Raw genomic sequence first — 23,943 nt, forward strand, 5'->3', positions numbered from 1 at the left:
TCAAGGTTGATTAGAAGCGCATCTTGAGGGGATTGTGGACCGTTTGCCACGAACCCGGATCATCGGCCATGGTGTAGGCGCCCTCAGACAGTCGTTTGCTCAGGCTCTTCGCCCACTCCAGTTCGGTGCGTGCGTGTCCCGCCCACAGTTCGGCCTGATCGCGGACGTGTTCGGGAATGTCGGGGTTCGGGTTCTCCCACCCCTTGGCCTGCCCTACGAGCTCCGCTTCCAGGCGCGCGACCCGCTCGTTAACGTGCGCGATCGCATCTGTCCTGGTCAGCATGGGCAACATGGCGATGGCCGCGTCGAGCATGGTGGGGTCATGGGTGCGCCGCAGACCGTCGCGGACCAGTTCGACCATCTCGTCACGTCCCCGAGCTGTCGCGCGGTACAAAACGCGCTCCGGCCCGGAGTTGCCCGGCTCGGCGTGTTCGGTGAGGAGGCCATCAGCCGCCGCCTTCTTCAGTGCGTGATAAATCGAGCCGGGCTTGATCTTGGCCCAACTCTCCGCACCCCAGCTCTGCAGTTCGGACCGCACCTGGTAGCCATGCGCGCCGCCGGAGAGGTGCACGATACCGAGCACCAGGAGCTTCGTCGCCGACACGCGCCCACCTCCGCTCAACCCTCTCGTCTCGATCGCGAGCTTTCCCATGGGTTCGATTCCTTCTCCCGTGTTGCAAACGGATTGGTAGAGGACTAGTCCAGTTTGACTACTTGGCCAAAGTACACGAGGACGAAACGTCTAGTCAAGGTTGATTAGGCGCGCGGCTTGAGGTGATCGGGGACCGTTCGCCACGAACCCGGATCATCGGCCATGGTGTAGGCGCCCTCAGACAGTCGTTTGCTCAGGCTCTTCGCCCACTCCAGTTCGGTGCGTGCTTGTCCCGCCCACAGTTCGGCCTGATGGCGCGACGTGCTCGGGGGTGTCCCGATTGGGGTGCTCCCGCCACTTGGCCTGCTCTACGAGCTCCGCTTGCGCGCCCGCCAGCGGTGGTGTCAACTCCCACCAACACCAGGGTGCCCTCCTGGTCCGGGTGGTGTCAGCACTGACCTACAAACGGTGCTGGTGGAGACCTCCAAAGCCACACTGCGTCGACCGCAATGACAAAGCGGCGCTGCTAGTTGTCCCTGATGGAGTGACGGGTGTTGGGACCGCAGTAGTGGCGCCACCTTCAGACTCGTTCGCCGATTGCCAGGCGAGCTTGGGTCTGCTGGGCGCGTTCGGCTGCGGCGCTGGCGCCGTAATGGCGGGGCATGTCGTCCGACGACCAGCCGAGCAGGAGCATCAGGTCGCCGGTGTCGCCGCCGGCGAGCTTCCACTCGTGGGCGAAGCTGTGCCGCCACCGGTGGGCATGAACGTTCGGCACCCCGGCTGCGGCACCGAGCTGCTTGAGGCGGATTTTGATGCCGTTCGGTTCGAGGCGGCAGGCGCCGCGCGCTGACAGCCACAGGCGCGGCAGGTCGGCGCCTCGGCGCCCCGATCGGGCCCGCAGGTATCGGCTGATCGCCCGGGCGGTCCGAGGCCCGATCCGCACGCGGCGGTCCTTGGCGCCCTTGCCGTGGAATCGGACGGTGTCGGCGTGCAGGTCGAGGTCATCGAGCGTCAGGTTCCCGACCTCTGCCAGGCGTCCGCCGGTGTTATAGAACAGAGACGGATGAGGGCCTGGTCCCGCAGGTCCACGAACGTCGAGCTCGCGCACGCGGCCAGCAGCCTGCGGGTCTCTTCGGCGGTCAGGACCGGGACCAGCTTCTCGGGCTTCTTGGGCTGGCGGACCCGGTCCATCGGCGAGCGGCGGATCGCTTCCTCGTCGACGGTGAGCCATTTGAAGAACTGCTGCAGGCTCTTGTGCTTGTTCATCGCCGTTGACGCTGAGCGGGTGTCGACCATCCAGGCCTGGAAGTCCTCGACATGGCCGCGGGCGACCAGGCAGGGATCGTCGGCGGCCTGCGGGGCGTCGAACTCGTCGCACTCGGTTCCGAGGTAGCGGCCGAGCTGTGCCGCCGCGAGCAGGTAGCTGTAGCGGGTGGTCTCCGGATGGTTGGCGGCGCGCAGGGTGCGGTCCCAGTCGCGCAGGTAGCCGGACCAGGTGGGGGACAGGCCGGCAGTGGTCTTACGAATGTCGATGGTCGGCATGGTCAAATAACTCCGAGTCAAGGGGTCCAACAGCGGCGTGCTAGACCTGACATCGATGCCGAGCTATGCAAAAAGGGCCTCCGCAAGCAGCTGACCTGCGGAAACCCTTACGCTGTCGGGACGGCGGGATTCGAACCCACGACCCCTTGACCCCCAGTCAAGTGCGCTACCAAGCTGCGCCACGTCCCGTTGCCGTCTGGGTGTCGTACCCCCGACGGCAGCCGCTACAGAGTAGCGCATGGGGGTGCCTTCTCTGCGGCGTGGTCCGTAGTGTCGGTGACCAGGCTGATTGGGGCTGCTGGGGTGGGAGGGGTCGGTGTCGGGTCTCGACGGGATTGGCAACACGCCGTTGGTCGCGCTCGAGCGCGGCGACAGCCCGGGGGAGGTCTGGGTGAAGCTCGAAGCCGCCAACCCGACCGGCTCCTACAAGGATCGGATGGCGCTCGCCATGATCGAGGCCGCCGAGCGTGACGGTCGGCTGCGACCAGGCCAAACGGTGGTCGAATACACCGGCGGGAGCACCGGGTCGTCGCTGGCGTTCGTGTGCGCCGTGAAGGGCTATCCGCTGCGGATCGTGTCGTCCGACGCCTTCGCCGCGGAGAAGATCCGGACCATGCGGGCGTTCGGCGCCAACGTAGAGCTCATCCACAGCCCCGACGGGATCACGCCCGAGCTCATCCCGGCCATGATCGCCCGGGCGGCCGAGATCGCCGCTGAGACCGGGGCGTTCTGGACCGATCAGTTCCACAACACCGACATGACCGACGGCTACCGGCGGATGGGGGAGGAGATCATCGAGCAGATCAAAACCGTCGATGCATTCTGCGGGTACGTGGGCACTGCCGGCGCGTTCCTCGGCGCTACCCGCGCGATGCGCGCGCACCAGAAGGACCTGAGACGCGTGGCCGTCGAGCCGGCCGAGTCAGCGGTGCTCTCCGGGCACGCCGCGGGCACGCACCACATCGAAGGGGGCGGGATCGGCTACTGGCCACCGCAGCTCAAGGAGACAGACCTCGACGAGGTCATCGCGGTCTCTGACAGCGAGGCCTTCGAAACCGCGAGGCAAGCGGCACGAAGGCATGGCATCTTCATTGGGCCGTCCACGGGCGCCAACCTCGCCGCCGCCGAGAAAATCGCCGCACGGGGACAGAAGGTCGTCACCGTCCAGGTCGACAGTGGACTCAAATACCTCAGCGGATCGCTCTACGCCTGAAGACAACCAGCAGCAGCAGGCCGAAGCCCAGGAGAAAAGCAGCCAGAGGCCAGACCCGGACCCCGGTGATCGGCAGCGAGGAGGCGGGCGGCGGCGCGTCGACGTAGTCGTAGACCGCCCGGGCCAACTGCCGCACCGTCTCCGCCCCCTCGGTCTCCACGCCCGCGGTGAGGAAGGCGACCGCGATCTCCGTACCCGGAATGAGGTAATAGCCCACGTCGTGTGACACGTCCGGCAGTTCGCCGGTCTTGTGCGCGACGGGCACCCCGGACGGAAGGGCGGCCGGGATCTTGCCGTTGAGGGTCTGCTCGAGCATGAAGCTCAGCATCAGGTCGCGGTTGACCTGCCGGAGCACCTGACGATCCCAGACCGCACCGAGCAGTGAGATGACGTCGTCGGGGCTGGTGAAGTTTTCCGGCGGCGGCGTGGCGAGCATCTTGCGGCCGAGCACCGTCTCGCGCTGGTTCATCGAGTCGATCAGAGCGTTGACCGGCTCGAACCCGCCCAGGTAGTCGATCAAGACGTTGGTGGCCGTGTTGTCGCTGTATTTGATCATGTACTGGGCCAGCCGGAACAGCGTTACGACCTGCGGGAACGTCTCGTGTTGCAGTTCACCCGTCCCGCCGACCACGTCTTCCGGCAGCACCAGGACCCCGTCGGTGTAGGCCGCCTGCCCGCAGTCGATCCGCCGCATCAACTCGACCAGCACCCACAGCTTGATCAGGCTCGCCGCCTTCGGCCGGAACCGGCCCGCCACCGAGATCTGTTGGTCGCCGTAGCGCCCCGACAGGTCGCGCACCGAGACCCCGGCGGTCACCGGCGCCGAGGCGACGATCGCCTGTAGCCGAGCCGTCAGCGGGAGGAGCCGGCGGCCGAGCGCGGGGTTCGCGGGCGGCTGCGGACTGGTCACCGTGGTGCCGCTCAGGGAGCGCCGGCCCACCTCCACCGTCCCCGTCAACCGACCGACCAGCGGCGCCCGGTAGCGATACGGGGTCCCCTCGAACGTGATCCGGCCGGTCGCGACCCCGCCCGCGACCCGCATACCGGGGTTGTAGACCCGCCCGGTGTCCACCGAACACGACCGGTAGCGCACTGTCCGCGACTCCGCGTCGACCGAGAAGATCCCGTCCCCAGCAGGAAACCAGACAAGCCGAGCGGGTCCAGGGGGCCGAGGACCAGCGAGCGCCGGCGACGCCGACAGCGGAGCGAGAAACGCCGCCAGCGCGAGCACGGCCGCATACCAGCGCGCCATCCAGACCCCCGAGTGAACAACCCAACGTGTCGGCAAGCACACGAAGCGTAGTCAAGCGGGTGCGGAGAGGACCCGAGGCGCGCCGCAGAACGGGATCAATAGACCATCAGGAGGTACGCCGTGAAGGCCGCCACGATCGCCGCCGCGAACATCCGGTGTCGCCGGGTGACCACCGCGGCCGGCCGTTCGAACCGGCGGACGAGCGCGACCAGCAGCCCGAGCGCCACCGCCAGCACCGGGAACCAGCCCAGCCGCTCGGCGATCCAGCCGCTGCTCACCGGCGGGTCGGTCAAGCCGGCGAAGTTACCCAGCCGGGCCGCTGCGGCGGACACCGCGACCAGCGCGGTCTGGTGCCAGCAGAAGATCGTCATCGCGCACAGGTTGAGCACCGCGACCGCTGTCCAGAGCGCGGAGTGCCGGTGCAGCAACCGGTCCAGCCGGCCGCGGAGCAGGATCGCGGCACCGGACTGGATGGCCGCCAGCGCCGGCACGAGCAGCGACGGCGGGTTGGAGTTGGACCGGCCCGACCCGGGCACGGTCACCATGCTGGCCGGGTAATGGGCCACCACCAGCAGCGTCGCGAACACGGCCGCGCCACCCCACAGCAGCCGCCACGCGGTGGTCCGGCTGATCCCGCCGCGCGCCCACGCCACGCCGAGCTGATAGGTGAACATCCACGCGGGTACGACGGTCAGGTAACCGGCCCAGTCCGGCACCAGGTGCAGCCCGTAACGGGCGACGTCGAGCACCGCCACCGCTCCGGCCATCGGCAGTGCCGCCGCCCAGCCCCAGCGCCGGTCGAGCCACATCGCCACCGGAGTGAGCGCGGTCACCACCGCGTAGATGCCGATGAACCAGAACGGCTGGACGAGCAGGATCACCCAGGTACGCAGCGTGGCCGGTGCCGCACCCGCCAGCGCGGCGATCGGGAGGGCGGCGGTGACCAGGGCCACTGCCGCCACCACAGGCCAGGCCAGCCGCAGGAACCGCCGGCGCAACCAGGCCCGGTCGCTCCCGCCGCCGGCCCGCCAGCGGGTCAGGCTCTGCCCGGCGGCATACCCGCCGACGAGAAAGAACACGCCGAGCATCTGGAGGATCCAGGTCAGGGGCGCGAGCCAGGCCGCCGCGCGCAGCGGGCTGTCGACCACCAGCCCGCCGGCGCCGCCGGGGCTGAGCCCACCGACCAACCAGTGTCCACATACGACGCCGAGGATCGCCAGTGCCCGCAAGCCATCGATGGCCCGTTCGCGCGGCGCGGACGCCGGGCGTGGAGCGTTGGCGACGGGTGAGGGGATTACCGTCGCGGTCATGAATTGACGCTAGAATCGGCACGCCGGAGACACGATCCAGCGGCCAACCCGATCCGCGGTAGTGCCAACCCCACCCGTAAGGGATATTCCCGGGTTGCTTGCGGTGGTGGTAACGGCGCGCTACCGTCAACCCAGGCCGTTCCCCCGCGGATGTGCGCGCAGCTGTCCTGCTGCCCCCCGGGAGGCCGATCGTGATCGAGGCTCAGCCCGATCGATGTCAACCGCCGCTGGTCCGCCCGATGTTTGAGCCGACCGGGGACGACAGCTATGAGGAGACGCGCGTGCGCGCAACCCCACCCAATGCTCCACAAGAGACCGACCTCGATCCCGTGGACGGGATCGTCGACCAGCGCGGCGAGCAATACTTCGTGCGTACCCAGGGCTATGCTCCAGGCCCGCAGGACGCCTACCTACCGCCGCCGCTGGTCCGCAAGCTTGGCCTGCGCCCCGGCGACAAGATCACCGGCACGCTGCGCAACGGCGACGACCAGCGTGACCGCAACAGCCGGTCCCGAAACGGCGGCGCCCGCAAGCCCCAGCCCAGAAGCGACCGGCCCCGCCCGGTCGAGACGGTCGAGACCATCAACGGCCGCGACCCGGAGGCCTCCCGCAAGCGCCCCGAGTTCTACGACCTGACCCCCGTGCACCCGAGCCAGCGGCTGCGCCTGGAGACCGACCCCCGCGTGCTGACCACCCGGGTGATCGACCTGGTGATGCCGATCGGCAAGGGGCAGCGGGCGCTGATCGTGTCGCCGCCCAAGGCCGGCAAGACCATCGTGCTCAAGGCGATCGCCCAGTCGGTGCTGCGCAACAACCCCGAGTGCCACGTGATGGTGCTGCTCATCGACGAGCGCCCCGAAGAGGTCACCGACCTACAGCGCTCGGTCCGCGGTGAGGTCATCGCCTCGCCGTTCGACCGGCCCGCCCAGGACCACACCGGCGTCGCCGAGCTGGCCATCGAGCGGGCCAAGCGGCTCGTCGAACTCGGCCGCGACGTGGTCATCGTGATGGACTCGCTGACCCGGCTCGGCCGCGCTTACAACAACCTGGCCGGCGGCAACAGCCGTACCCTGTCCGGCGGTGTCGGTGCTGGTGCCCTTGCCCCGCCGAAGCGCCTGCTCGGCGCGGCCCGGGCCATCGACGGCGGCGGGTCGTTGACCATCATCGCGAGCGCCCTGATCGACACCGGCTCGCGCGGCGACACGCTGATCTACGAGGAGTTCAAGGGCACCGGCAACGCCGAGCTCACCCTCGACCGGGCCAGCGCCGACGGGCGGATCTTCCCGGCCGTCGACATCAACGCCTCCGGCACCCGCAACGAGCACCTCCTGCTGCCGCCCGACGAGCTGGCGGCCGTGCACCTGCTGCGCCGCGCGCTGGCCGGCCGCGACAACATGCAGGCCCTGCCGCAGCTCCTCGACCAGCTAGCCAAGACGGGCAGCAACGCCGAGTTCCTGCTCCGCACCGCCGGCCACGCCCGAGCCGCCTGATCCGGCGGCCGCTAGCGCACCCGGGCCGCCTGATCCGGCAGCGGCCAGCGCACCCGGGCCGCCTGATTTGGCAGGCGCCGGCCCACCCTTGCCGCCTGATCCGGCAGGCGCCGGCCCGCCCGAGCCGCCTGATCCGGCAGGCGCCGGCCCGCCCGAGCCGCCTGATCCGGCAGGCGCCGGCCCACCCGAGCCGCCTGATCCGGCGGGCGCCAGTAGCTCGCGTAGCTCCCGCACGGCCGCCCGACCGGCGCGGTTGGCGCCGACCGTGCTCGCCGACGGCCCGTAGCCGACCAGGTGGATCCGCGGGTCGGCGACCACCCGGGTCCCGTCCATCACGACGCCGCCGCCCGGCCCCCGCAGGTGCAGCGGCGCCAGGTGGTCGAGTGCGGCCCGCCACCCGGTGGCCCACAGGATGGCGTCCGCGTCCCAGTGAGAGCCGTCGGCCCAGACCACCCCGTCCGGCGAGATCCGGTCGAACATCGGCCGGCGGACCAGGACGCCGCGCTCCCGCGCCGCGGCCATCGCCGGCGTCCAGGGCAGGTCGGTGACGCTGACCACGCTGCGCGGCGGCAGCCCGGCCCGGACCCGGGCCTCGACCTTGGCGATCACGGCCCGGCCGTACTCCTGGTCGAAAGGTCCCTCGCGGAACACCGGCGGTCGCCTGGTGACCCAGGCGGTGGCGGCCGCGACGTCGGCGATCTCCAGCAGGATCTGGACGGCCGACGTGCCCCCGCCGACGACCACGACCCGCTTACCGGCGAAGTCGGCCGGGCCGCGATAGTCGGCGGTGTGCGACTGGCGGCCGCGGAACGTCTCCTGGCCGGGGTAGCGGGGCCAGAACGGCCGGGTCCAGGTGCCGGTGGCGTTGATCAGCGCGCGGGCGCGCCACATCCCATGGTCGGTATCGACCAGCAGCCGCCCGTCGCCGCCTTCCCGGACCGCGTCGACCCGCACCGGCCGGCGCACGTCGAGCCCGAACTCGCGTTCGAACGCGGCGAAGTAGGCGGGCACGGCATCGGCGGCCCGCTCGTCGGGCGAAGGCGGCTCGAAGTGCATCCCGGGCAGGTCGAAGATCCCGTGCACGGTGGCCATCCGCAGGGTCGGCCAGCGGTGCTGCCAGGCGCCGCCCGGGCCCGGGTTGGCGTCGAGCACGACCTGGCTCAGCCCCGAGCCGCGCAGGTGGTAGGCGCTGGAAAGCCCCGCCTGCCCGGCCCCGATCACCACGACATCGATATCCCGCACATGCCGAGCAACGCCTCGCGCCGCCCGCGCCATCCCGAACCGGACGGAGATCACACCTAAAGTCTCGGTAAGGCCTCCGTGCGGTCTCGGCGATGACTCGCGCCGGTCACACTCCTCACGCTTAGGCAACGGCTCGGCCACAACGGGAGCCGGCCGGCCGGCCCGTCTGTCCAATGGCGAGTAGGGACATCAGGACGGGGAGGACAACGATGAGGCAAACGTTCATACGCGTCGCCGCGGTGTCCGTGGCGGCATTGCTGGCTCTGGCCGGCTGCACGGCGGAAGGCGGTGCCGGCGACTCGACCGCGAACGAGGCGTCGGCGCCCAACTATCACAGCGAAGGCGGCAACGGCGAACGCAACCCGCTCGACGATCCACAGTCGACATTCGCGGTCGACATCGACACGGCTTCCTACGGCTACGCCCGCCGGGTGCTCACCGACGGCAACCTCCCCGACCCGACGATGGTCCGGCCCGAGGAGTTCGTCAACGCGTTCGACCAGGATTACCCGGAGCCCCAGGGCGACGGCTTCGCGGTCTACACCGACGGCGCCCGGCCGCCGGCCGCCCATCACGCCGACAGTGACCTGCGCATCATGCGGGTCGGCCTGCAGACCCGCTCGGAGAGCGACCGGCGTCGCCCCGACGCGACCCTCACCTTCGTCGTCGACGTGTCCGGCTCGATGGCCGAGCCCGGCCGCCTCGACCTGGTCCGCGACGCCCTACACACGCTCGTCGACCGGCTCCGGCCGACCGACTCGGTCGCGATCGTCGCGTTCAGCACCAAGGCGAAGGTGCTGCGCGAGATGACCCGGGTCGCCGAGCGCGAAGACCTGCACGACGCGATCGACCGGCTGCGGGTCGACGCGAGCACCAACCTCGACGCCGGGCTCACACTCGGCTATCGGGTCGCCCGCGACGGCTTCCGGGAGGGCACCTCCAACCGGGTGATCGTGCTCTCCGACGGGCTGGCCAACACCGGCAGCACCGACGGGGCCGAGATCCTGCGCAAGGTCCGCGAAGAGGCGGCCAAGGAGATCGCGCTGCTCGGCGTCGGCGTCGGCAGCGACTACGGCGACGCGCTGATGGAGAAACTCGCCGACGGCGGCGACGGTTTCGCCGTCTACGTCAGCGAACTCGAACAGGCCCGCGACGTCTTCGTCAACCGGTTGCCCGCGACGCTCGAGGTGCGCGCCCTCGACGCCAAGGTGCAGGTGACGTTCGACTCCAAGACGGTCAGGGACTACAAGCTCATCGGGTACGAGAACCGCGCCGTCGCCGACCAGGACTTCCGCAACGACGACGTCGACGGCGGCGAGGTCGGCCCCGGGCACAGCGTGACCGCCCTCTACGCGGTCCGGCTCAGCGAAGGCGCCGACCTCGGTGCCGAGGTGGCCCGGGTCCGGGTGCGCTGGCTCGACCCGACCACCCGGTCGCCCAGCGAGGGCTCGGGCGTGGTCACCGTCTCCGACCTCGACCGCGGTTTCGAGGCGGCCGCACCGCGCTTCACGGTCGACTACGTGGCCGCCTACCTGGCCGAGTCACTGCGCGGCGGCGAGTCTGCCATCGCCCTCGACGACCTGCGCCGGATCGCCGACCGGGCGGCCGCCCGCACCGAGGACAAGGACGTGCGCGAGTTGGCCGACCTGGTCAAGCGCGCCGCCGAACTGCGTTAGGCGAGGCCGGGCCCGGCCGCCGGCGAGCCTGGCCGCGACGCGCGGCCGGCTGGGCCGGGCCTGGCCGCGACGCGCGGCCGGGCGTGGCTCAGGCGAGGCCGGTGAAGGGTGCCGGTCGCGGGCAGGTCGACGCGACCGGCAGCCGGGCACCGCGCTCGGCGGCGGTGTGGATGCTCTCCATGATGTCGAGCACGTGGAGTGCCAGCGCGCCGGAAGCGCGGTGGTCGCGGCCGGCCTCGATCGCCTCGACCATCTCGGCCACGCCGAGGCCGCGCGAGTCGGCCGACCACGGGGTACGCAGCGACTCCTCGCGCCACTCGACGTCGCGGCCGCCGACCAGCACCGGCCCGCCGAAGTTGTTGGGGTCGTCGACGACCAGCGTGCCGTCGCTGCCGTAGAGCTCGATGCCGTGCGGGATCGTCGAGGCGGGCACGTCGAAGCTGAACACGGCGGTGACGGTGGCGCCGCCCTCGAACTCGAGCACCGCGTTGACGTGGGTGGGCACCTCGACCCGGATCTCCCGCCCCTGCGGGGTGCGCCGGGTGGCGTAGCCGGAGGTGGCTACCGCGCTCACCGCCGCCACCGGGCCGAGCAGGCTGACCAGCCCGGTCAGGTAGTAGGGGCCCATGTCGAAGAGCGGTCCGCCGCCCGGCTGGTAGTAGAAGTCGGGCGCCGGATGCCAGTGCTCGTGGCCGGGGGAGAGCATGAACACCGCACCGGACAGCGGCGTGCCGATCGCGCCCTCGTCGAGCAGGGCCCGCGCCGTCTGGAGCCCGGCACCGAGGAACGTGTCCGGCGCGCTTCCGACCCGTACCCCCGCGTCGGTTGCCTCTGTCAGCAGTTGCCCCGCGCTCGCGGTGGTGATCGCCAGCGGCTTCTCGCCATAGACGTGCTTGCCGGCGCGCACCGCGGCCAGCCCGACCTCGACGTGCGCCGCGGGGATGGTGAGGTTGACCACAAGATCCACTGAAGGGTCGGCGAGCAGCTCGTCAACCGTTCCGGCCGCCGGCACGCCGAACCGCGCCGCCGCCTCCTTGGCCCGCTCGACGTCGAGATCCGCGCAGCGTACGACGTCGGTCTGGGTCAGTTGGGTCAGGTTCTTGAAGTAGATCGAACTGATCTTGCCGCACCCGATGACACCGATCCGCATGGCCGGATGCTAGCCGCCGCCATCCGCCTCCGGGAGTCCTAGTCTTGGTCCTATGACAGAGCATTTCGACCTTGTCGTTCTCGGCGCGGGCCCGGGCGGATACACCGCCGCGGTTCGCGGCGCCCAACTCGGCCTGCGGACCGCGGTCGTCGAGGAGCGCTACTGGGGCGGCGTGTGTCTCAACGTGGGCTGCATCCCGTCGAAGGCGCTGCTGCGCAACGCGGAGCTCAACCACATCTTCACCCAGGAGGCGAAGACCTTCGGGATCAACGTCACCGGCGAGGTGACCTTCGACTACAACGTGGCGTTCAACCGGAGCCGCAAGGTGGCCGACGGGCGGGTGCGCGGCGTCCACTACCTGATGAAGAAGAACAACATCACCGAGATCAATGGCCGGGGTACCTTCGTCGACGCGCACACCCTCGCCGTCGGCGACCAGACGGTGACGTTCGACAACTGCATCATCGCCACCGGCGCGTCGACCCGGCTGATCCCCGGCACCTCGCTGTCCGACCGCGTGGTCACCTACGAGGAGCAGATCCTCAGCTCCGAGCTGCCGCGGTCGATCGTCATCGCGGGTGCCGGCGCGATCGGGGTCGAGTTCGCCTACGTGCTGCACAACTACGGCGTGAAGGTGACGATCGTCGAGTTCCTCGACCGGATGCTGCCGCTGGAAGACGAGGAAGTCTCGGCCGAGCTGTTCAAGCGCTACAAGCGGCTGGGCATCGAGGTGCTGGTGTCGACCCGCGTCGAATCGGTGTCCGAGACCGACTCCGGCGTGCGGGTGACCGTGGTCGGCACCGAGGAGCAGACCCGGGTGATCGAGGCCGACAAGCTGCTACAGGCGATCGGCTTCCAACCCAATGTCACCGGGTACGGGCTCGAGAACACCGGCGTCGACCTGACCCCGCGCGGCGCGATCGCGGTCGACGGGCGGGGGCGCACCAACGTCTCCGGCATCTACGCGATCGGTGACGTGACCGCCAAGCTGATGCTCGCGCACGCCGCGGAGAGCATGGGCGTCATCGCGGCCGAGACGATCGCCAACGCGGAGACCATGGAGCTCGACTTCGTGATGATCCCGCGGGCGACGTTCTGCCAGCCGCAGGTGGCCAGCTTCGGCTACACCGAGGCGCAGGCGCTGAAGCAGGGCTACGACGTGCGGGTCGCGAAGTTCCCGTTCACCGCCAACGGCAAGTCCAACGGGCTCGGCGACACGGTCGGCTTCGTCAAGATCCTGTCGGACGCGAAATATGGCGAGCTGCTCGGCGCCCACCTGATCGGGCCCGAGGTGACCGAGTTGCTGCCGGAGCTGACGCTGGCGCAGCAGTGGGACCTGACCGTCCACGAGGTCGGGCGCAACGTGCACTCCCACCCGACGCTGAGCGAGGCGGTGAAGGAGGCGATCCACGGGCTGGCGGGTCACATGATCAATATGTGACTCGATTTCGCGACTCGCCGGGAGCGGGTTGACGCGGAGTCGCCGGACGACTCCAATGCGAGAAGCGTCAATGCCGTCGCTCTTGGGGAGGGTCCGATGCGGTCACGCATTGCTGTCGCCGCTGTGCTCGGTCTGCTGCTGTCGCTCATCGGGGCGCCGGCGTTCGCTGACCACACGCCGCTGCCCTCCCAGGTCACGCTGGTCGGGTCGCTCCAGTCCGAGTTGGGCTGTCCCGGCGACTGGCAGCCGGAGTGCGTGCAGACCGCGCTGCTCCCGGTCGCCGGGTCGCCGGGCCTGTTCCGGGCGTCGTTCACCGTGCCGGCCGGCGCGTTCGAATACAAGGTCGCGCTCAACGGCACCTGGGACGAGAACTACGGCGCCGGCGGCGCGCCCGGCGGGGCCAACATCCCGCTGACGGCGCCGGGTGGGGTGCTGACGTTCACCTACGACCACGAGACGCACCGGATCGTCGACGACGCACCCCGGGCGCTGGGCGCCGAGTCGACCGCGCACTGGGTGCGGCGGGGCCTGATCGCCTGGCAGCCGCCGGCGAGCGCGGTGCGCTTCGCGCTCTACACCGCGCCGTCGGGCGGCATGACCGTGACCGACGGCGCGGTGGTCGGTGGTTCCGCTCATCCATTGGGGATACGCGCGGCCGGGTTGCCGGCTGACGTCCGGCTGGACTTCCCCCACCTGGCGGGTTTCCGCGCCCTGACGGTCCCGTCGTCCGTGCCGGTCGGTTCCGTGCTGACCGGTCAGGTGGCGGTCGCCGCGTTCGACGCGGGTGGCGCCCTGGTCGACGCGACCGGCGTGCAGATCCCAGGCGTGCTCGACGACGTCTATTCCGGGGCGGCGCGGCGCACCCTGGGCGTGACCTGGTCGTCGCGGGGCGTGCCGTCGTTCGCGCTGTGGGCGCCGACTGCCCAGTCGGTGTCGCTGTCGGTCGACGGCGTCTCGGATCTGGTGCCGATGCGGCGCGACGGTGACGGCGTCTGGACCGCGGTGGGTTCCCGGTCCTGGCGCGGCGCGTCCTATCTCTACTCGGTGCGGGTGTTCGCGCCGACTACCGGGCGGGTGGAGACCAATCTGGTCACCGATCCCTACTCGGTGGCGCTCACGGCCGACTCGACCCGGTCGGTGGTGGCATCGCTGTCGGATCCGGCGCTCATCCCGGCTGGTTTCGCGCATTTGCGCAAGCCGGCGGCGGTGGCGTCCACCGCCGCCCAGGTCTATGAGCTGCAGGTGCGTGACTTCTCGATCGGTGACACGTCGGTGCCCGCCGCGCATCGGGGGACCTACGCGGCGTTCACCGATCGCTCCAGCTTTGGGATGAAGCATTTGCGGTCGCTGGCCGCCGCCGGGGTGAGCCACCTGCATCTGCTGCCGGTATTCGACTTCGCGACGGTGCCCGAGCTGCGCGCAGACCAGGCCGTGCCGGGCTGTGACCTGCCGTCGTTGCCACCGGCGTCCCAGGAGCAGCAGGCGTGTGTGGAGCCGGTCCGGCCGACGGATGGCTTCAACTGGGGCTACGACCCGTGGCACTACACGACGCCGGAGGGCTCCTACGCGGTCGACCCGTCCGGTGCGGCGCGTACCCGGGAGTTCCGCTCGATGGTGGCCGGCATCAACGGGGCGGGCCTGCGGGTCGTGATGGACGTGGTCTACAACCACACGACCGCGTCGGGCCAGGCACCGAAGTCGGTGCTCGACCGGATCGTGCCCGGCTACTACCAGCGGCTCACCCTGACCGGCACGCAGGAGACCTCGACCTGCTGCGCCAACACGGCGACCGAGCACCGCATGATGGAAAAGCTGATGGTCGACTCGATCGTCACCTGGGCCCGCGACTACAAGGTCGACGGCTTCCGCTTCGACCTGATGGGCCACCACTCGAAGGCCAACATGCTGGCCGTGCGCCACGCGCTGGATCGTTTGACGCTGGCGCGCGACGGCGTGGACGGCCGCTCGATCCTGCTCTACGGCGAGGGCTGGAACTTCGGTGAGGTGGCCAACGACGCCCGCTTCGTGCAGGCGACCCAGGCCAACATGGCCGGCACCGGCATCGCGACGTTCTCCGACCGCCTGCGCGACGCGGTGCGCGGCGGCGGCCCGTTCGACGCCAACCCGCACCTCCAGGGCTTCGGATCGGGCCTGTTCACCGACCCCAACGGCGACCCGGTCAACGGCACGCCCTCGGAGCAGCTCGCCCGCCTCTTGCTGCAGCAGGACCAGATCAAGGTGGGTTTGGCCGGCAACCTCGCGTCCTACCGCTTCGCGTCCCGCACCGGTGCCGTGGTGACTGGAGCTGAGGTCGACTACAACGGCTCACCCGCCGGCTATGCGGCGTCACCTGCCGACACGGTGACCTATGTGGACGCACACGACAACGAGACGTTGTTCGACAACCTGCAATACAAGCTGCCACAGTCGCTGCCGATGCCCGACCGGGTCCGGATGAACACGCTGTCGTTGGCCACGACGACGTTCTCCCAGGGCGTCGGCTTCTGGCATGCCGGCACCGACCTGCTGCGCTCGAAGTCGTTGGACCGCAACTCGTTCGACTCGGGCGACTGGTTCAACCGGGTCGACTGGTCCGGCCAGTCGTCGACGTGGGGCTCGGGCCTGCCGCCGCGCGGTGACAACGAGGCGAAGTGGCCCTACATGGAGCCACTGCTCGCGGATCCTGCGTTGAAGCCCGGCCCGGCCGACATCGCGGCCGCGTCCTCCCGGTCGGCCGAGTTGCTGCGGATCGCGGGATCGTCGCCGCTGTTCGCGCTGCCGTCGGCGGCTGAGATCCAGCGCCGGGTGGCGTTCCCTCTCGGCGGGCCTGACCAGACGCCGGGCGTCATCGCGATGACCCTCGACGACACGACCGGCAAGGACCTCGACCGGCGGTGGGAGCGCATCGTGGTGGTCTTCAACGCCAGCCCGGCCGCGACCACCCAGGTCATCCCCGGCACGGCCGGCCGTTCCTACGCCCTGCATCCGGCCCAGGCTTCTGGCGGCGACGCGGTGGTGAAGACCGCCCGCTACACCGGCGGCGGCAGCTTCACCGTGCCGGCTCGTACCGTGGCGGTGTTCGTGTCCTAGAACGTGACGCCGTGCCCGAGTGCCGGACTGCCAAGGTCTGCGCGCATCACATCGCGCAGTGTTCCTAGCGCTGCCTGGTAGCGGTCGAGGACCTGTTGATATTCCACGGACTGCAGGTCGCCACCCTCGGCAACCACGTCGCGCAACTCGCGCAGCGTGCGGAACGCTTCGTCGCCGGCCAGCACGGCGCGCTCCGGCGCCAGCAGCACGAGTTGCTCGCGGTGGATGTTGAGTTTCGCGGAGCGGAAGGCGGTGCGGGCCGCGGACTGCCTGGAGACGTCGGCCGCGTGCTCACCGAGAGACACGGCACGGAGCTCTTCACTGGTCGTGTGCAAGGCCCCCAAGTAGGTGCCGTATGCGTTGCGCAGCGTCTCATGCCGGCGCAGATTCTGGTCGCGCCGTGCGCGGACGCGATCGGCGAACAACGTGACCGAAGCGCCGACGACCGTCCCCAGCAGGGCCAGCAACGGGGCAGACCAACTCATCCGGCGAGTCTATAGATGACGACGCATCCGTCGCCTGGCCCCGCGACGCCGTTGCGTGAGCGTGCCGCCGTCTTGGCGGGCTTGCCCCTCCTCGGAGTCGTCGTCTACGTCGGGGTGGTTTGCTGCTCGGCTCTGGACTGCCCGTCAGCTGGGTCCGGCGTCCGATGTATCTCGATCCGCCGCAGGGATGGGACCAAGGACGCGAGGAGCATCGCTGCCGCGGCGGTCCCGCCACCCGCGACAGCGACCGCTGTCGTCCCGAACGCGGCCGCGAGGGGAGGAGCGGACAGCTGACCGATGGGTAACGACGCCGACGACCAGAACTCGTCGTGGGCACCGACGCGCGAGAGCAGCCGCTCGGGGATGTGGGTGTAGTTGACGGTCTCCCAGACGACCGTGAAGAACTCGGCGACCACGCCGCCGAGCAGCGACGCCGCGGCCAGCCAGAACGTGTTCGCGCCGGTGCCGAGCAGGATGAGCGGGGCAGTGGCCAGCGCCATCGCCGACAGGGCCGGCACCATCGGGCGCCGCATCAGCGCCACCTTCACCAGCACCACGCTGGCCAGCAGCGCCCCGACTCCGCGGGCGCTCAGCACCAGGCCCCAGCCCGCGGCCCCGATCGTGTCGTTCGCGATCGTCGGGCCGAGGATCTGCCAGAAGCCCATGTTGGTGGCGTTGAAGACGGCGAAGGCGAGCGTCACCGTCCAGATCCACGTCTGCGACCGGAAGTAGGCCCAGCCCTCCCGCATCTCGGTGCGCATCGTGGGCGCACCGACGGCGCGCGGCGGTAGGTCAGGCAGTGAGATCCGGGCGAACATGGCCGCGGCCAGCAGGAAGGAGGCGGCGTCCGCGGCGATCGCCCAGCCGCCGCCGACCGAGGCGGTCAGCAGGCCGGCGGTGGTCGGCCCGACGATGCGGGCGGTGTTTCCGGCGGAGGCCAGTAGGGAGCTGGCCTGCTGGAGACCGCGTCCGACGGCCAGGTTCGAGACGATGCCGCGCAAAGCCGGGGTGGTGAGTCCCTGAAGGACGCCGTTGACCGCTGCGAACGGCAGCAGCAGCGCCGGGTGCTGGTGGGTGAGCAGGAGGACCGCGACGCAGGCCTGGGTGAGGCCGGCACCGAGGCTGGTCAGCCGGAGCACGGTGTCCCGGCGGTAGCGGTCGGCGATGCCGCCGCCGAGGAGCATCGTCGCGACCATCGGCACGAACGAGGCACTGATGACCGCGGACAACCAGCTCGCGTTGTCGGTCAGTTCGAGGACCCCGAAGGCCAGGGCGACGGGCGACATGAAGCTGCCGGCCATGGAGATCGAGCGGCCGGCGAAATACCACCGGAAGGCGGGTGACCGCAGCGGCCGTTCGCGATCCTCAGATGCTTCGACCTCGGGCACGGGGAGCCAGGCTGCCAGCGGGCGCGGGCTGGATCAAACGGTTTCCCGCCGAGCCTCGGCCGGGCCGATAACTCGTTCGCGAAGTGTCGTACCCCCTCGCCAAGATGAACCCATGCTGCGCGACGTCCTGCCCCACCGACCCGAGGCCCGCCGGCTGCTGGCCGCGACCTTCTTCTCGGCCACCGGCCGGGGCCTGACGCTGCCGTTCATGTTCATCTACCTGACCAAGGTCAGAGACATCCCGTCCGGCACCGCGGGCCTGATCATCGCCTGGCTGGCCGTGTGCGCCCTGACCATCGGCCCGATCGGCGGCTGGGCCGTCGACCGCTACGGCGCGCGCCGGGTCCTGCTGCCGTTGCTCCTGGTCGAGGCCGCCGGGGTGGGCAGCGTCGGCTTCGCGGACACGGCCTGGCACGCCCTCCTCTCGGTGACACTGATCGGCGCCGGCACCGGCGTGGTCTGGGCGGCCAACAACACGATCCTGTCCTCGGTCACCGACGGCCTCGAGCGCCAGAAGACGTTCGGCCTGAGCTTCGCCCTGCTCAACCTCGGCATCGGCACCGGCACGGTCATCGCCGGCGCGATCGTCGACCTCGACCGCCCCGGCACCTTCCAACTCATCTACCTGATCGACGCGGTGCTCTACCTGGTGCCCTTCATCAACCTGCTGACCATGCGCGGCGTCGGCCGCCGCATCGTGTCTGCCGACCCCACGCCGACCCAGCAACGCCAACCGGGCTACCGCGAGGTCTTCGCCCACCGCGGCTTCCGCCGCCTGCTGGCGTTCAGCATCGTGCTGACGATCAGCGGCTACGCCCAGATCGAGGTGGGTTTCACCGCTTTCTCGATCGACGTGGCCCACGTGGGCCCGCAGACGGTGGCCTACGCCTTCACCGCCAACACGTTGGTCATCGTGCTGGCCCAGTTGTTCGTCGTGCGCCTGATCCAGGGCCGCAGCCGCACCCGCCTGCTCTCGTTGGTCGGCGTCATCATGGCCGCATCCTGGCTGGTCCTCGGCGTGGCCGGGGCGGTCGACGGCCGCAACCTGGCGATCTCGGCGGTGGCGGTCATCGCCTGCGCGGCCGTGTTCGCCTTCGGCGAGACCCTGTTGTCGCCGATCAGCCCAACCCTGCTCAACGCCCTGGCCACCGACGAACTCCGCGGCCGCTTCAACGCCCTGGGCTCCATGGTCTGGGGCATCAGCGGCATCGTCGGCCCGATCACCGCGGCCCCCCTCATCGGCGGCGGCCACAGCACGATCTGGCTCGGTCTCACGGTGGCCGGCTGCCTAACGGCCGCGCTGCTGTCGGCATCGTTGCGCAAGGTAATCACCGCCGACCAGGACGGCCGCGGCGGCCCCGCCGCGACCGACGACACCACTACGCTCGCGCCGACGGCTCTCGAAGCAAACGTCGCGCCGCCGCCTCCTACCGACGGCCGCGACCTGCCAGCCACCTCCCGCCGCGCGGTCCCCGATCGTTCGTGAGCGCTGCGCCGACGTCTCGCTGCACCACGTGACGGAGGCCCCGACCACCGGGGTCGGGGCCTGCGTCGCTGATGATTACCAGGGGCGGCTGGTCACGTAGACGTTGCTGCCGCCGAAGACGATCGGGTCGCTCGGGCAGCCGTAGAGGTTGGCGTTGGTCGCGGTGTCATGGCCCCACAGGCGCACACGGACCGGGTTGATGCTCCCCTGCGCGTCCTCGTTCCACCTGTCGTTGTTGAACGTCGTGTTACCTACCTGATTGCGATCGAACAGCCCGTCGGTGCTGCACCCCTCACTGTTGAAGCGCCAGTCGCTGAACACGGCGTACGCGCCGACCTTCCAGAACTTGTTGAGGTCGACGATCGTGTTGTCGCCACGGTTGCGCGTACGCACCGCGTCGCCGGAGATCTGCTCGAACCGGTTGTTGTAGATCGTCGTGTTGTAGGTGTAGTTGGCCAGGTAGACACCGTGCATCGACGCGGGGCTCTCGGAGTTGCGCAGGTTGGAGAACAGGTTGTTCTCGATCCAGATGTAGTCGGCGTAGGTCGCGTGGATGCCGCCATAGCCGTTGCCAGGGCCGCCCTGCCAGTAGCCACCCAGCCGCTGGAACGTGCTGTTCTCGACGATCAGGCCCGAGATCCGGTTACCCGACGTGCCCATGGCCCGGATGCCGCCGTTGCGACAGTTCTGGAAGACATAGTTGTTGATGGTCACGTTGTCCGCGGTCAGCACCATGCCGTACTCGAGGGCAGGGTTGAGGTCGTCGAAGGTGTTGCAGTCGGTTGTCGCCGCCAGGACACCAACGGTGCCGAGCGTGAGCCGCCCGCCCGGCGGAGACCAGGTCACCTGGACAGGAGCCGAGGGGCGAAAGGTAGCGCCGTCCACCAGGATCGTCGCGTTCACGGCCTTCTTGGCGCGCAGTACCTCCTGCGCCTGCTCCACGGTGGCGACAGCGGTGTCGCGGCGCAGGCCGTCACGGGCACCCGATGGGGCGGCTCCGGCCGCGCTTCCCACATATACGGTGATCGACTCGACTGGCGCCGAAGCCGCGGCTGGTGCCGACGGCAGGGCTCCGATCAGCGCGACTCCCGCCGCGCTGAGGATGGCCAGGACTGTCCTGTGCATATTCGCCCTCCAAGAGGTCGGATCGTCGGTCGAAGGCGCCGACGCATCCACCGTGACGAATCGGTAGTGCCGGACGGAAGGATCTCGAACAGGCTCGAACAGACCCGAACGCCACCGATCAGACCGGCGCCAGGCGTGGGTGGACCCGGCCGTCGAGCCAGTGACGACCCCTCGTCCTGGCTTCCAATGTGGACTCAGCGCGTCACTGCGGTCTCACGACAGCCCAAGCTATGTGACCCTGGGGACTACTGGGCCGCAACGTCCAACAGTTCGCCGTCTTTCTGGGCCGGTAGGCGCTGGTTAGGGTCTCGTTCACGTTCCTCCGAGATGATCAAGGAGCCCGCAGCCAGGCCAGAGAGCAGAGGACTCCACCCAATGCCAGAGGACAACCAGGGCCAATCCCCATTCACCCGTCGACGACTTCTCGGGACCGGGGCTGCCGCCGCCCTCGGTGCCGCTTCGTTGGCGCTACCGCCGAACGTGCAGAAGGCGCTTGCCTCGCCGCCTAAGACCTCCGGTCGTCTCCGCGACATCAAGCACGTCGTGATGTTGATGCAGGAGAACCGCAGCTTCGACCACTACTTCGGCACGATGTCGGGCGTCGACGGCTTCGACGACCCGAAGGCGCTGATCCTGAGGAACGGCCGTTCCGTCTTCCACCAGCCCTGGGACGGTCACCCGGACGGTTACGTGCTGCCGTTCCACCTCGACACCAAGAAGCTTGCCGGCCACGCGCTGCCCTCCACCGACCACGGCTGGGTGGGCCAGCACGAGGCGTGGAACGGCGGCAAGATGGACAACTGGATCCCGGCGCACATTCCGAGCGACGGCGAGAACGCTCCGTTCACCATGGGCTACCTGACCCGTGAGGACATCCCGTTCCACTACGCACTGGCTGAGTCCTTCACCGTCCTGGACCACTACCACTGCTCGGTGATCGGCCCGACGGGCCCGAACCGGCACATGTGGATGTCGGGCACGATCGATGTCGACGGTCTGGCCGGCGGCCCCTCGCTGACCACCAGCGGTCCGGCCAACCAGTTCTCCTGGAAGACCTACCCGAAGCGACTCAGCGAAGCCGGCGTGAGCTGGAAGGTCTACCGCCAGCCCGGCGCCCTCACCGGAGCAGCCGCGATCACCAAGTTCACCGACTTCGCCCAGGCCCAGCCCGGCGACGGCTTCTACGAGAACGGCGTGGCGACCCAGCCCCTGGGTCAGTTCGAGTACGACTGCCTGAACGACTCGCTGCCGACAGTCAGCTGGATCCTGCCGCCGGCCGGTTACGACGAGCACCCGTCCACCCCGGGCTCGGCCGCGGCCGGCGCGCAGTTCATCGCGGGCAAGATCGACGCCATCGCGTCGAACCCCGAGGTGTGGGCCAAGACCGTCTTCATCCTGTCCTACGACGAGAACGACGGCCTCTTCGACCACGTCGTGCCGCCGACCCCGCCGGCCGGCACGCCGGACGAGTTCGTCTTCAAGACCTCCAACGTCGGTGAGCAGGGTCGGGGATGGCCCAACGGTCTCGGCTACCGCGTGCCGTGCGTCATCGTGTCGCCGTGGACCGCGGGCGGTTACGTCTGCTCCGAGGTCTCCGACCACACCTCGCAGTTGCGGTTCCTGGAGCACATCACCGGGGTCAAGGAAACCAACATCAGCGCGTGGCGCCGGAAAACCTGTGGTGACCTGACCGCGGCATTCCGGTTCGACAAGAGGCGGGCCGAGGCCCCGACGATGCCGGACACCGTGGCCGACTACAACTTCACCCAGTACGCGATCAACAACCTGCCGAAGGTGGAAGGGCCACCGGCGAAGCAGCACATGCCCAGGCAGGAGAAGGGCCACCGGCCGCACGTCGGCTGACACCTACCGAGGGTCTTCGAAGGCCCGGCCGGGAAGCATTCCCGGCCGGGCCTTCCGCGCACGAACTGACCGCCAATGTGATCGACGCGCAAGGCCGGCTAGCCGGCAGGCCGGGGGAGGAGGCCACTGCCGCGTGAGTCGGCTTGCTGTAAACCGACTTCGGAATTATGGTCATACCAATAGCCAACCTGCGGAGGCGTCGATGGGTAAGAGCGAGCGCGTGTTCGTTCGGGGCATGCCGTCGCCGACGGTCGCCGCGGGCTGAAACCGGAGATCAATCGTGCCTAAGGTCGTGTACGTCGATCACACAGGTGTGGAGCGCGTCGTCGAGGCCGCCGTGGGGGAGAGCGCGATGTCCGCCGCGGTGCGGAACGGCGTCCCGGGCATCATCGGCGAGTGCGGTGGCAACGTCTCATGTGGAACGTGTCACGTCTGGGTTCGCGACGAGTTCCTCGCGGACGTTGGCGGGCCCGGCGACATGGAGGACGACCTGCTCGACCTCGCGGTCGGTGACAGGCGGGCCGGCAGCCGGCTCTCCTGTCAGATACCGCTGACCGCGCAGCTCGACGGGATCGTTCTCGACGTTCCGCCGGAGCAGGTCGTCTGAACCCTCCCGCCGGTCAGCCGACGAGGTCCACCGTAGACGGTGCGAAGAGCGAATCGACGTCGACCGGCTCGCGCAGGATGTGCTGAGAGACAGCCTGAGCGGTCAAGAGCTCGAGGACCTTGCGGTTCGGTTCGATCCCGTACGGCAGCGGGTCGGCGCCGGTCTCGGCCATGACCCGGGCGTACATCCGGTCGGTCGAGTCGTTGACCGCTCCGAGCCGCAAACCTGCGACGTAGCGGCGCTTGGACTCGGCGAAGGCCTCGAAGACCGCCGGGGCGATGGTCGGGTCGGCCGCCAGCACGTCGTCACGGACGACCACGAGGTGGTTGATCGGGTAGAGGCCGTAGCCGCGCAGGGCGGCGAGCGCCGCCTCCTCCGGTGCGGGGATCAGCGGTGTGACGTCGGGGCCGTCGATCGGTGCGCCGATCACCGCGTCCACCTCGCCGTCGCGCAGCATCTGGTCGAGCTTCTTGCCCGGTCCCGCGGGGACGGCGTTGGCCGGCGGCCGGTAGGCCTGGACGTGTTCGTCGCCGGACAGCACCCAGGTCACCGAGTCGAGGTCGAGTCCGTGTTCGAGGGCGAGGATGGCGCGCGCCCACACGCCGGTGGTGACGGTGTAGCCGCGGTTGACGCCGACCCGGCGGCCCTCGAGCTGGCTCGGCTTGGTGATCTCGCCATCGCGGCGGACGACAATGGCGCCGTGGTGGAAGCCGCGGACCAGGAAGATGGGCAGCGCGGTGAAGGCGACGCCGTGTTCGCGCGCGCACAGGTAGGTGGTCAGCGCCATCTCGCTGATGTCGTAGGCCAGCTCGCGGACCATCCGCCGGAACCCGTCGACCAGCACCGGCACCTCGTTGAAGGTCAGCGGGTGGCGGGCGGGCGAGACCGTGCCCGCCTTCAAGGCCCGGTTGTTGCCCTGGGTCCGCGTGACGGTCACCAACAGCTGCGCCATCGTCTCACTGCCCTTCCGATCGGGTCGTAGATGTCGACG

The 23,943-nt window shown here is 69.7% G+C and carries 19 protein-coding genes and 1 tRNA gene; 8 read left to right on the forward strand and 12 right to left on the reverse strand.

Annotated features, from left to right (window positions below; translation table 11 throughout):
* Positions 1-10: 10 nt before the first annotated feature.
* The 4 genes from DFJ67_RS28645 to DFJ67_RS28655 form a co-directional block, all read right to left on the reverse strand.
* Positions 11-652: a PadR family transcriptional regulator gene (locus DFJ67_RS28645; RefSeq protein WP_116070880.1), complete on the reverse strand. Its 642-nt coding sequence runs from the start codon at positions 650-652 to the stop codon at positions 11-13.
* Positions 653-1,172: 520 nt separating this feature from the next.
* Positions 1,173-1,700, reverse strand: a complete 528-nt coding sequence (locus tag DFJ67_RS44010; protein ID WP_239097361.1) for a site-specific integrase — start codon at positions 1,698-1,700, stop codon at positions 1,173-1,175.
* On the reverse strand, positions 1,604-2,134 hold the full coding sequence (locus tag DFJ67_RS44015; RefSeq protein WP_239097362.1) for a tyrosine-type recombinase/integrase: 531 nt from the start codon (positions 2,132-2,134) through the stop codon (positions 1,604-1,606). Before DFJ67_RS44015 ends, DFJ67_RS44010 begins: the two co-directional genes overlap by 97 nt.
* A gap of 115 nt (positions 2,135-2,249) precedes the next feature.
* Positions 2,250-2,323 (reverse strand) — tRNA-Pro (locus DFJ67_RS28655).
* A 127-nt stretch (positions 2,324-2,450) separates the two neighbouring features.
* On the opposite strand from DFJ67_RS28655, the gene DFJ67_RS28660 reads away from it, so the two are divergent.
* The gene (locus DFJ67_RS28660; RefSeq protein ID WP_116070881.1) at positions 2,451-3,347 is read left to right on the forward strand and encodes a PLP-dependent cysteine synthase family protein; all 897 of its coding nucleotides are present in this window, start codon (positions 2,451-2,453) and stop codon (positions 3,345-3,347) included.
* Here the strand turns inward: DFJ67_RS28660 and DFJ67_RS28665 are convergent.
* A complete protein-coding gene (locus DFJ67_RS28665; protein WP_147315639.1) occupies positions 3,325-4,635 on the reverse strand; it encodes a serine hydrolase in 1,311 nt (436 codons plus the stop codon). The genes DFJ67_RS28660 and DFJ67_RS28665 overlap by 23 nt on opposite strands.
* A 59-nt stretch (positions 4,636-4,694) precedes the next feature.
* Positions 4,695-5,909: an acyltransferase family protein gene (locus DFJ67_RS28670; protein WP_116070883.1), complete on the reverse strand. Its 1,215-nt coding sequence runs from the start codon at positions 5,907-5,909 to the stop codon at positions 4,695-4,697.
* 281 nt (positions 5,910-6,190) lie between these two features.
* On the opposite strand from DFJ67_RS28670, the gene rho reads away from it, so the two are divergent.
* Positions 6,191-7,399, forward strand: coding sequence for a transcription termination factor Rho (rho, locus tag DFJ67_RS28675; protein ID WP_308442562.1), 1,209 nt, complete (start codon positions 6,191-6,193; stop codon positions 7,397-7,399).
* On the opposite strand, the gene DFJ67_RS28680 is transcribed toward rho, so the two are convergent.
* Entirely contained in the window at positions 7,334-8,641 is a 1,308-nt protein-coding gene (locus tag DFJ67_RS28680; protein WP_244940442.1) for a flavin-containing monooxygenase, read from the reverse strand. The genes rho and DFJ67_RS28680 overlap by 66 nt on opposite strands.
* Before the next feature lie 209 nt (positions 8,642-8,850).
* Here DFJ67_RS28680 and DFJ67_RS28685 point away from each other — a divergent pair, with 209 nt between their 5' ends.
* Positions 8,851-10,317 carry a vWA domain-containing protein gene (locus DFJ67_RS28685; RefSeq protein ID WP_116070885.1) on the forward strand — a complete coding sequence of 489 codons (1,467 nt, stop codon included), beginning with the start codon at positions 8,851-8,853 and terminating at the stop codon, positions 10,315-10,317.
* 88 nt (positions 10,318-10,405) lie between these two features.
* On the opposite strand, the gene DFJ67_RS28690 is transcribed toward DFJ67_RS28685, so the two are convergent.
* A complete protein-coding gene (locus DFJ67_RS28690) occupies positions 10,406-11,467 on the reverse strand; it encodes a Gfo/Idh/MocA family protein (protein WP_116070886.1) in 1,062 nt (353 codons plus the stop codon).
* A 52-nt stretch (positions 11,468-11,519) separates the two neighbouring features.
* On the opposite strand from DFJ67_RS28690, the gene lpdA reads away from it, so the two are divergent.
* Both lpdA and pulA read left to right on the forward strand, forming a co-directional pair.
* Complete coding sequence (lpdA, locus tag DFJ67_RS28695; RefSeq protein ID WP_116070887.1) at positions 11,520-12,908, forward strand: dihydrolipoyl dehydrogenase; 1,389 nt, start codon at positions 11,520-11,522, stop codon at positions 12,906-12,908.
* 96 nt (positions 12,909-13,004) lie between these two features.
* The gene (pulA, locus tag DFJ67_RS28700; RefSeq protein ID WP_116070888.1) at positions 13,005-15,998 is read left to right on the forward strand and encodes a pullulanase-type alpha-1,6-glucosidase; all 2,994 of its coding nucleotides are present in this window, start codon (positions 13,005-13,007) and stop codon (positions 15,996-15,998) included.
* On the opposite strand, the gene DFJ67_RS28705 is transcribed toward pulA, so the two are convergent.
* Positions 15,995-16,483, reverse strand: a complete 489-nt coding sequence (locus DFJ67_RS28705; protein ID WP_147315640.1) for a hypothetical protein — start codon at positions 16,481-16,483, stop codon at positions 15,995-15,997. The two genes, pulA and DFJ67_RS28705, sit on opposite strands and share 4 nt — an antisense overlap.
* Before the next feature lie 104 nt (positions 16,484-16,587).
* The gene (locus DFJ67_RS28710; protein ID WP_170216027.1) at positions 16,588-17,871 is read right to left on the reverse strand and encodes an MFS transporter; all 1,284 of its coding nucleotides are present in this window, start codon (positions 17,869-17,871) and stop codon (positions 16,588-16,590) included.
* A gap of 112 nt (positions 17,872-17,983) precedes the next feature.
* Here DFJ67_RS28710 and DFJ67_RS28715 point away from each other — a divergent pair, with 112 nt between their 5' ends.
* Positions 17,984-19,357, forward strand: coding sequence for an MFS transporter (locus DFJ67_RS28715; protein WP_116070891.1), 1,374 nt, complete (start codon positions 17,984-17,986; stop codon positions 19,355-19,357).
* Positions 19,358-19,432: 75 nt separating this feature from the next.
* On the opposite strand, the gene DFJ67_RS28720 is transcribed toward DFJ67_RS28715, so the two are convergent.
* Entirely contained in the window at positions 19,433-20,482 is a 1,050-nt protein-coding gene (locus DFJ67_RS28720; RefSeq protein WP_116070892.1) for a right-handed parallel beta-helix repeat-containing protein, read from the reverse strand.
* Between the two features lie 375 nt (positions 20,483-20,857).
* Here DFJ67_RS28720 and DFJ67_RS28725 point away from each other — a divergent pair, with 375 nt between their 5' ends.
* Positions 20,858-22,345, forward strand: coding sequence for an alkaline phosphatase family protein (locus tag DFJ67_RS28725; RefSeq protein WP_116070893.1), 1,488 nt, complete (start codon positions 20,858-20,860; stop codon positions 22,343-22,345).
* Between the two features lie 280 nt (positions 22,346-22,625).
* A complete protein-coding gene (locus tag DFJ67_RS28730; RefSeq protein ID WP_116070894.1) occupies positions 22,626-22,952 on the forward strand; it encodes a 2Fe-2S iron-sulfur cluster-binding protein in 327 nt (108 codons plus the stop codon).
* Positions 22,953-22,965: 13 nt separating this feature from the next.
* On the opposite strand, the gene DFJ67_RS28735 is transcribed toward DFJ67_RS28730, so the two are convergent.
* Positions 22,966-23,904 carry a substrate-binding domain-containing protein gene (locus tag DFJ67_RS28735; protein ID WP_116070895.1) on the reverse strand — a complete coding sequence of 313 codons (939 nt, stop codon included), beginning with the start codon at positions 23,902-23,904 and terminating at the stop codon, positions 22,966-22,968.
* Positions 23,905-23,943: the final 39 nt, after the last annotated feature.

The sequence above is a fragment of the Asanoa ferruginea genome, from assembly GCF_003387075.1.
GTDB lineage: Bacteria > Actinomycetota > Actinomycetes > Mycobacteriales > Micromonosporaceae > Asanoa > Asanoa ferruginea.

Coding starts and splice junctions, on each gene's coding strand:
- DFJ67_RS28645 (WP_116070880.1), bottom strand. CDS start 652: ATGGGAAAGCTCGCGATCGAGACGAGAGGGTTGAGCGGAGGTGGGCGC.
- DFJ67_RS44015 (WP_239097362.1), bottom strand. CDS start 2,134: ATGCCGACCATCGACATTCGTAAGACCACTGCCGGCCTGTCCCCCACC.
- DFJ67_RS28670 (WP_116070883.1), bottom strand. CDS start 5,909: ATGACCGCGACGGTAATCCCCTCACCCGTCGCCAACGCTCCACGCCCG.
- DFJ67_RS28685 (WP_116070885.1), top strand. CDS start 8,851: ATGAGGCAAACGTTCATACGCGTCGCCGCGGTGTCCGTGGCGGCATTG.
- DFJ67_RS28690 (WP_116070886.1), bottom strand. CDS start 11,467: ATGCGGATCGGTGTCATCGGGTGCGGCAAGATCAGTTCGATCTACTTC.
- lpdA (WP_116070887.1), top strand. CDS start 11,520: ATGACAGAGCATTTCGACCTTGTCGTTCTCGGCGCGGGCCCGGGCGGA.
- pulA (WP_116070888.1), top strand. CDS start 13,005: ATGCGGTCACGCATTGCTGTCGCCGCTGTGCTCGGTCTGCTGCTGTCG.
- DFJ67_RS28705 (WP_147315640.1), bottom strand. CDS start 16,483: ATGAGTTGGTCTGCCCCGTTGCTGGCCCTGCTGGGGACGGTCGTCGGC.
- DFJ67_RS28715 (WP_116070891.1), top strand. CDS start 17,984: ATGCTGCGCGACGTCCTGCCCCACCGACCCGAGGCCCGCCGGCTGCTG.
- DFJ67_RS28720 (WP_116070892.1), bottom strand. CDS start 20,482: ATGCACAGGACAGTCCTGGCCATCCTCAGCGCGGCGGGAGTCGCGCTG.
- DFJ67_RS28725 (WP_116070893.1), top strand. CDS start 20,858: ATGCCAGAGGACAACCAGGGCCAATCCCCATTCACCCGTCGACGACTT.
- DFJ67_RS28735 (WP_116070895.1), bottom strand. CDS start 23,904: ATGGCGCAGCTGTTGGTGACCGTCACGCGGACCCAGGGCAACAACCGG.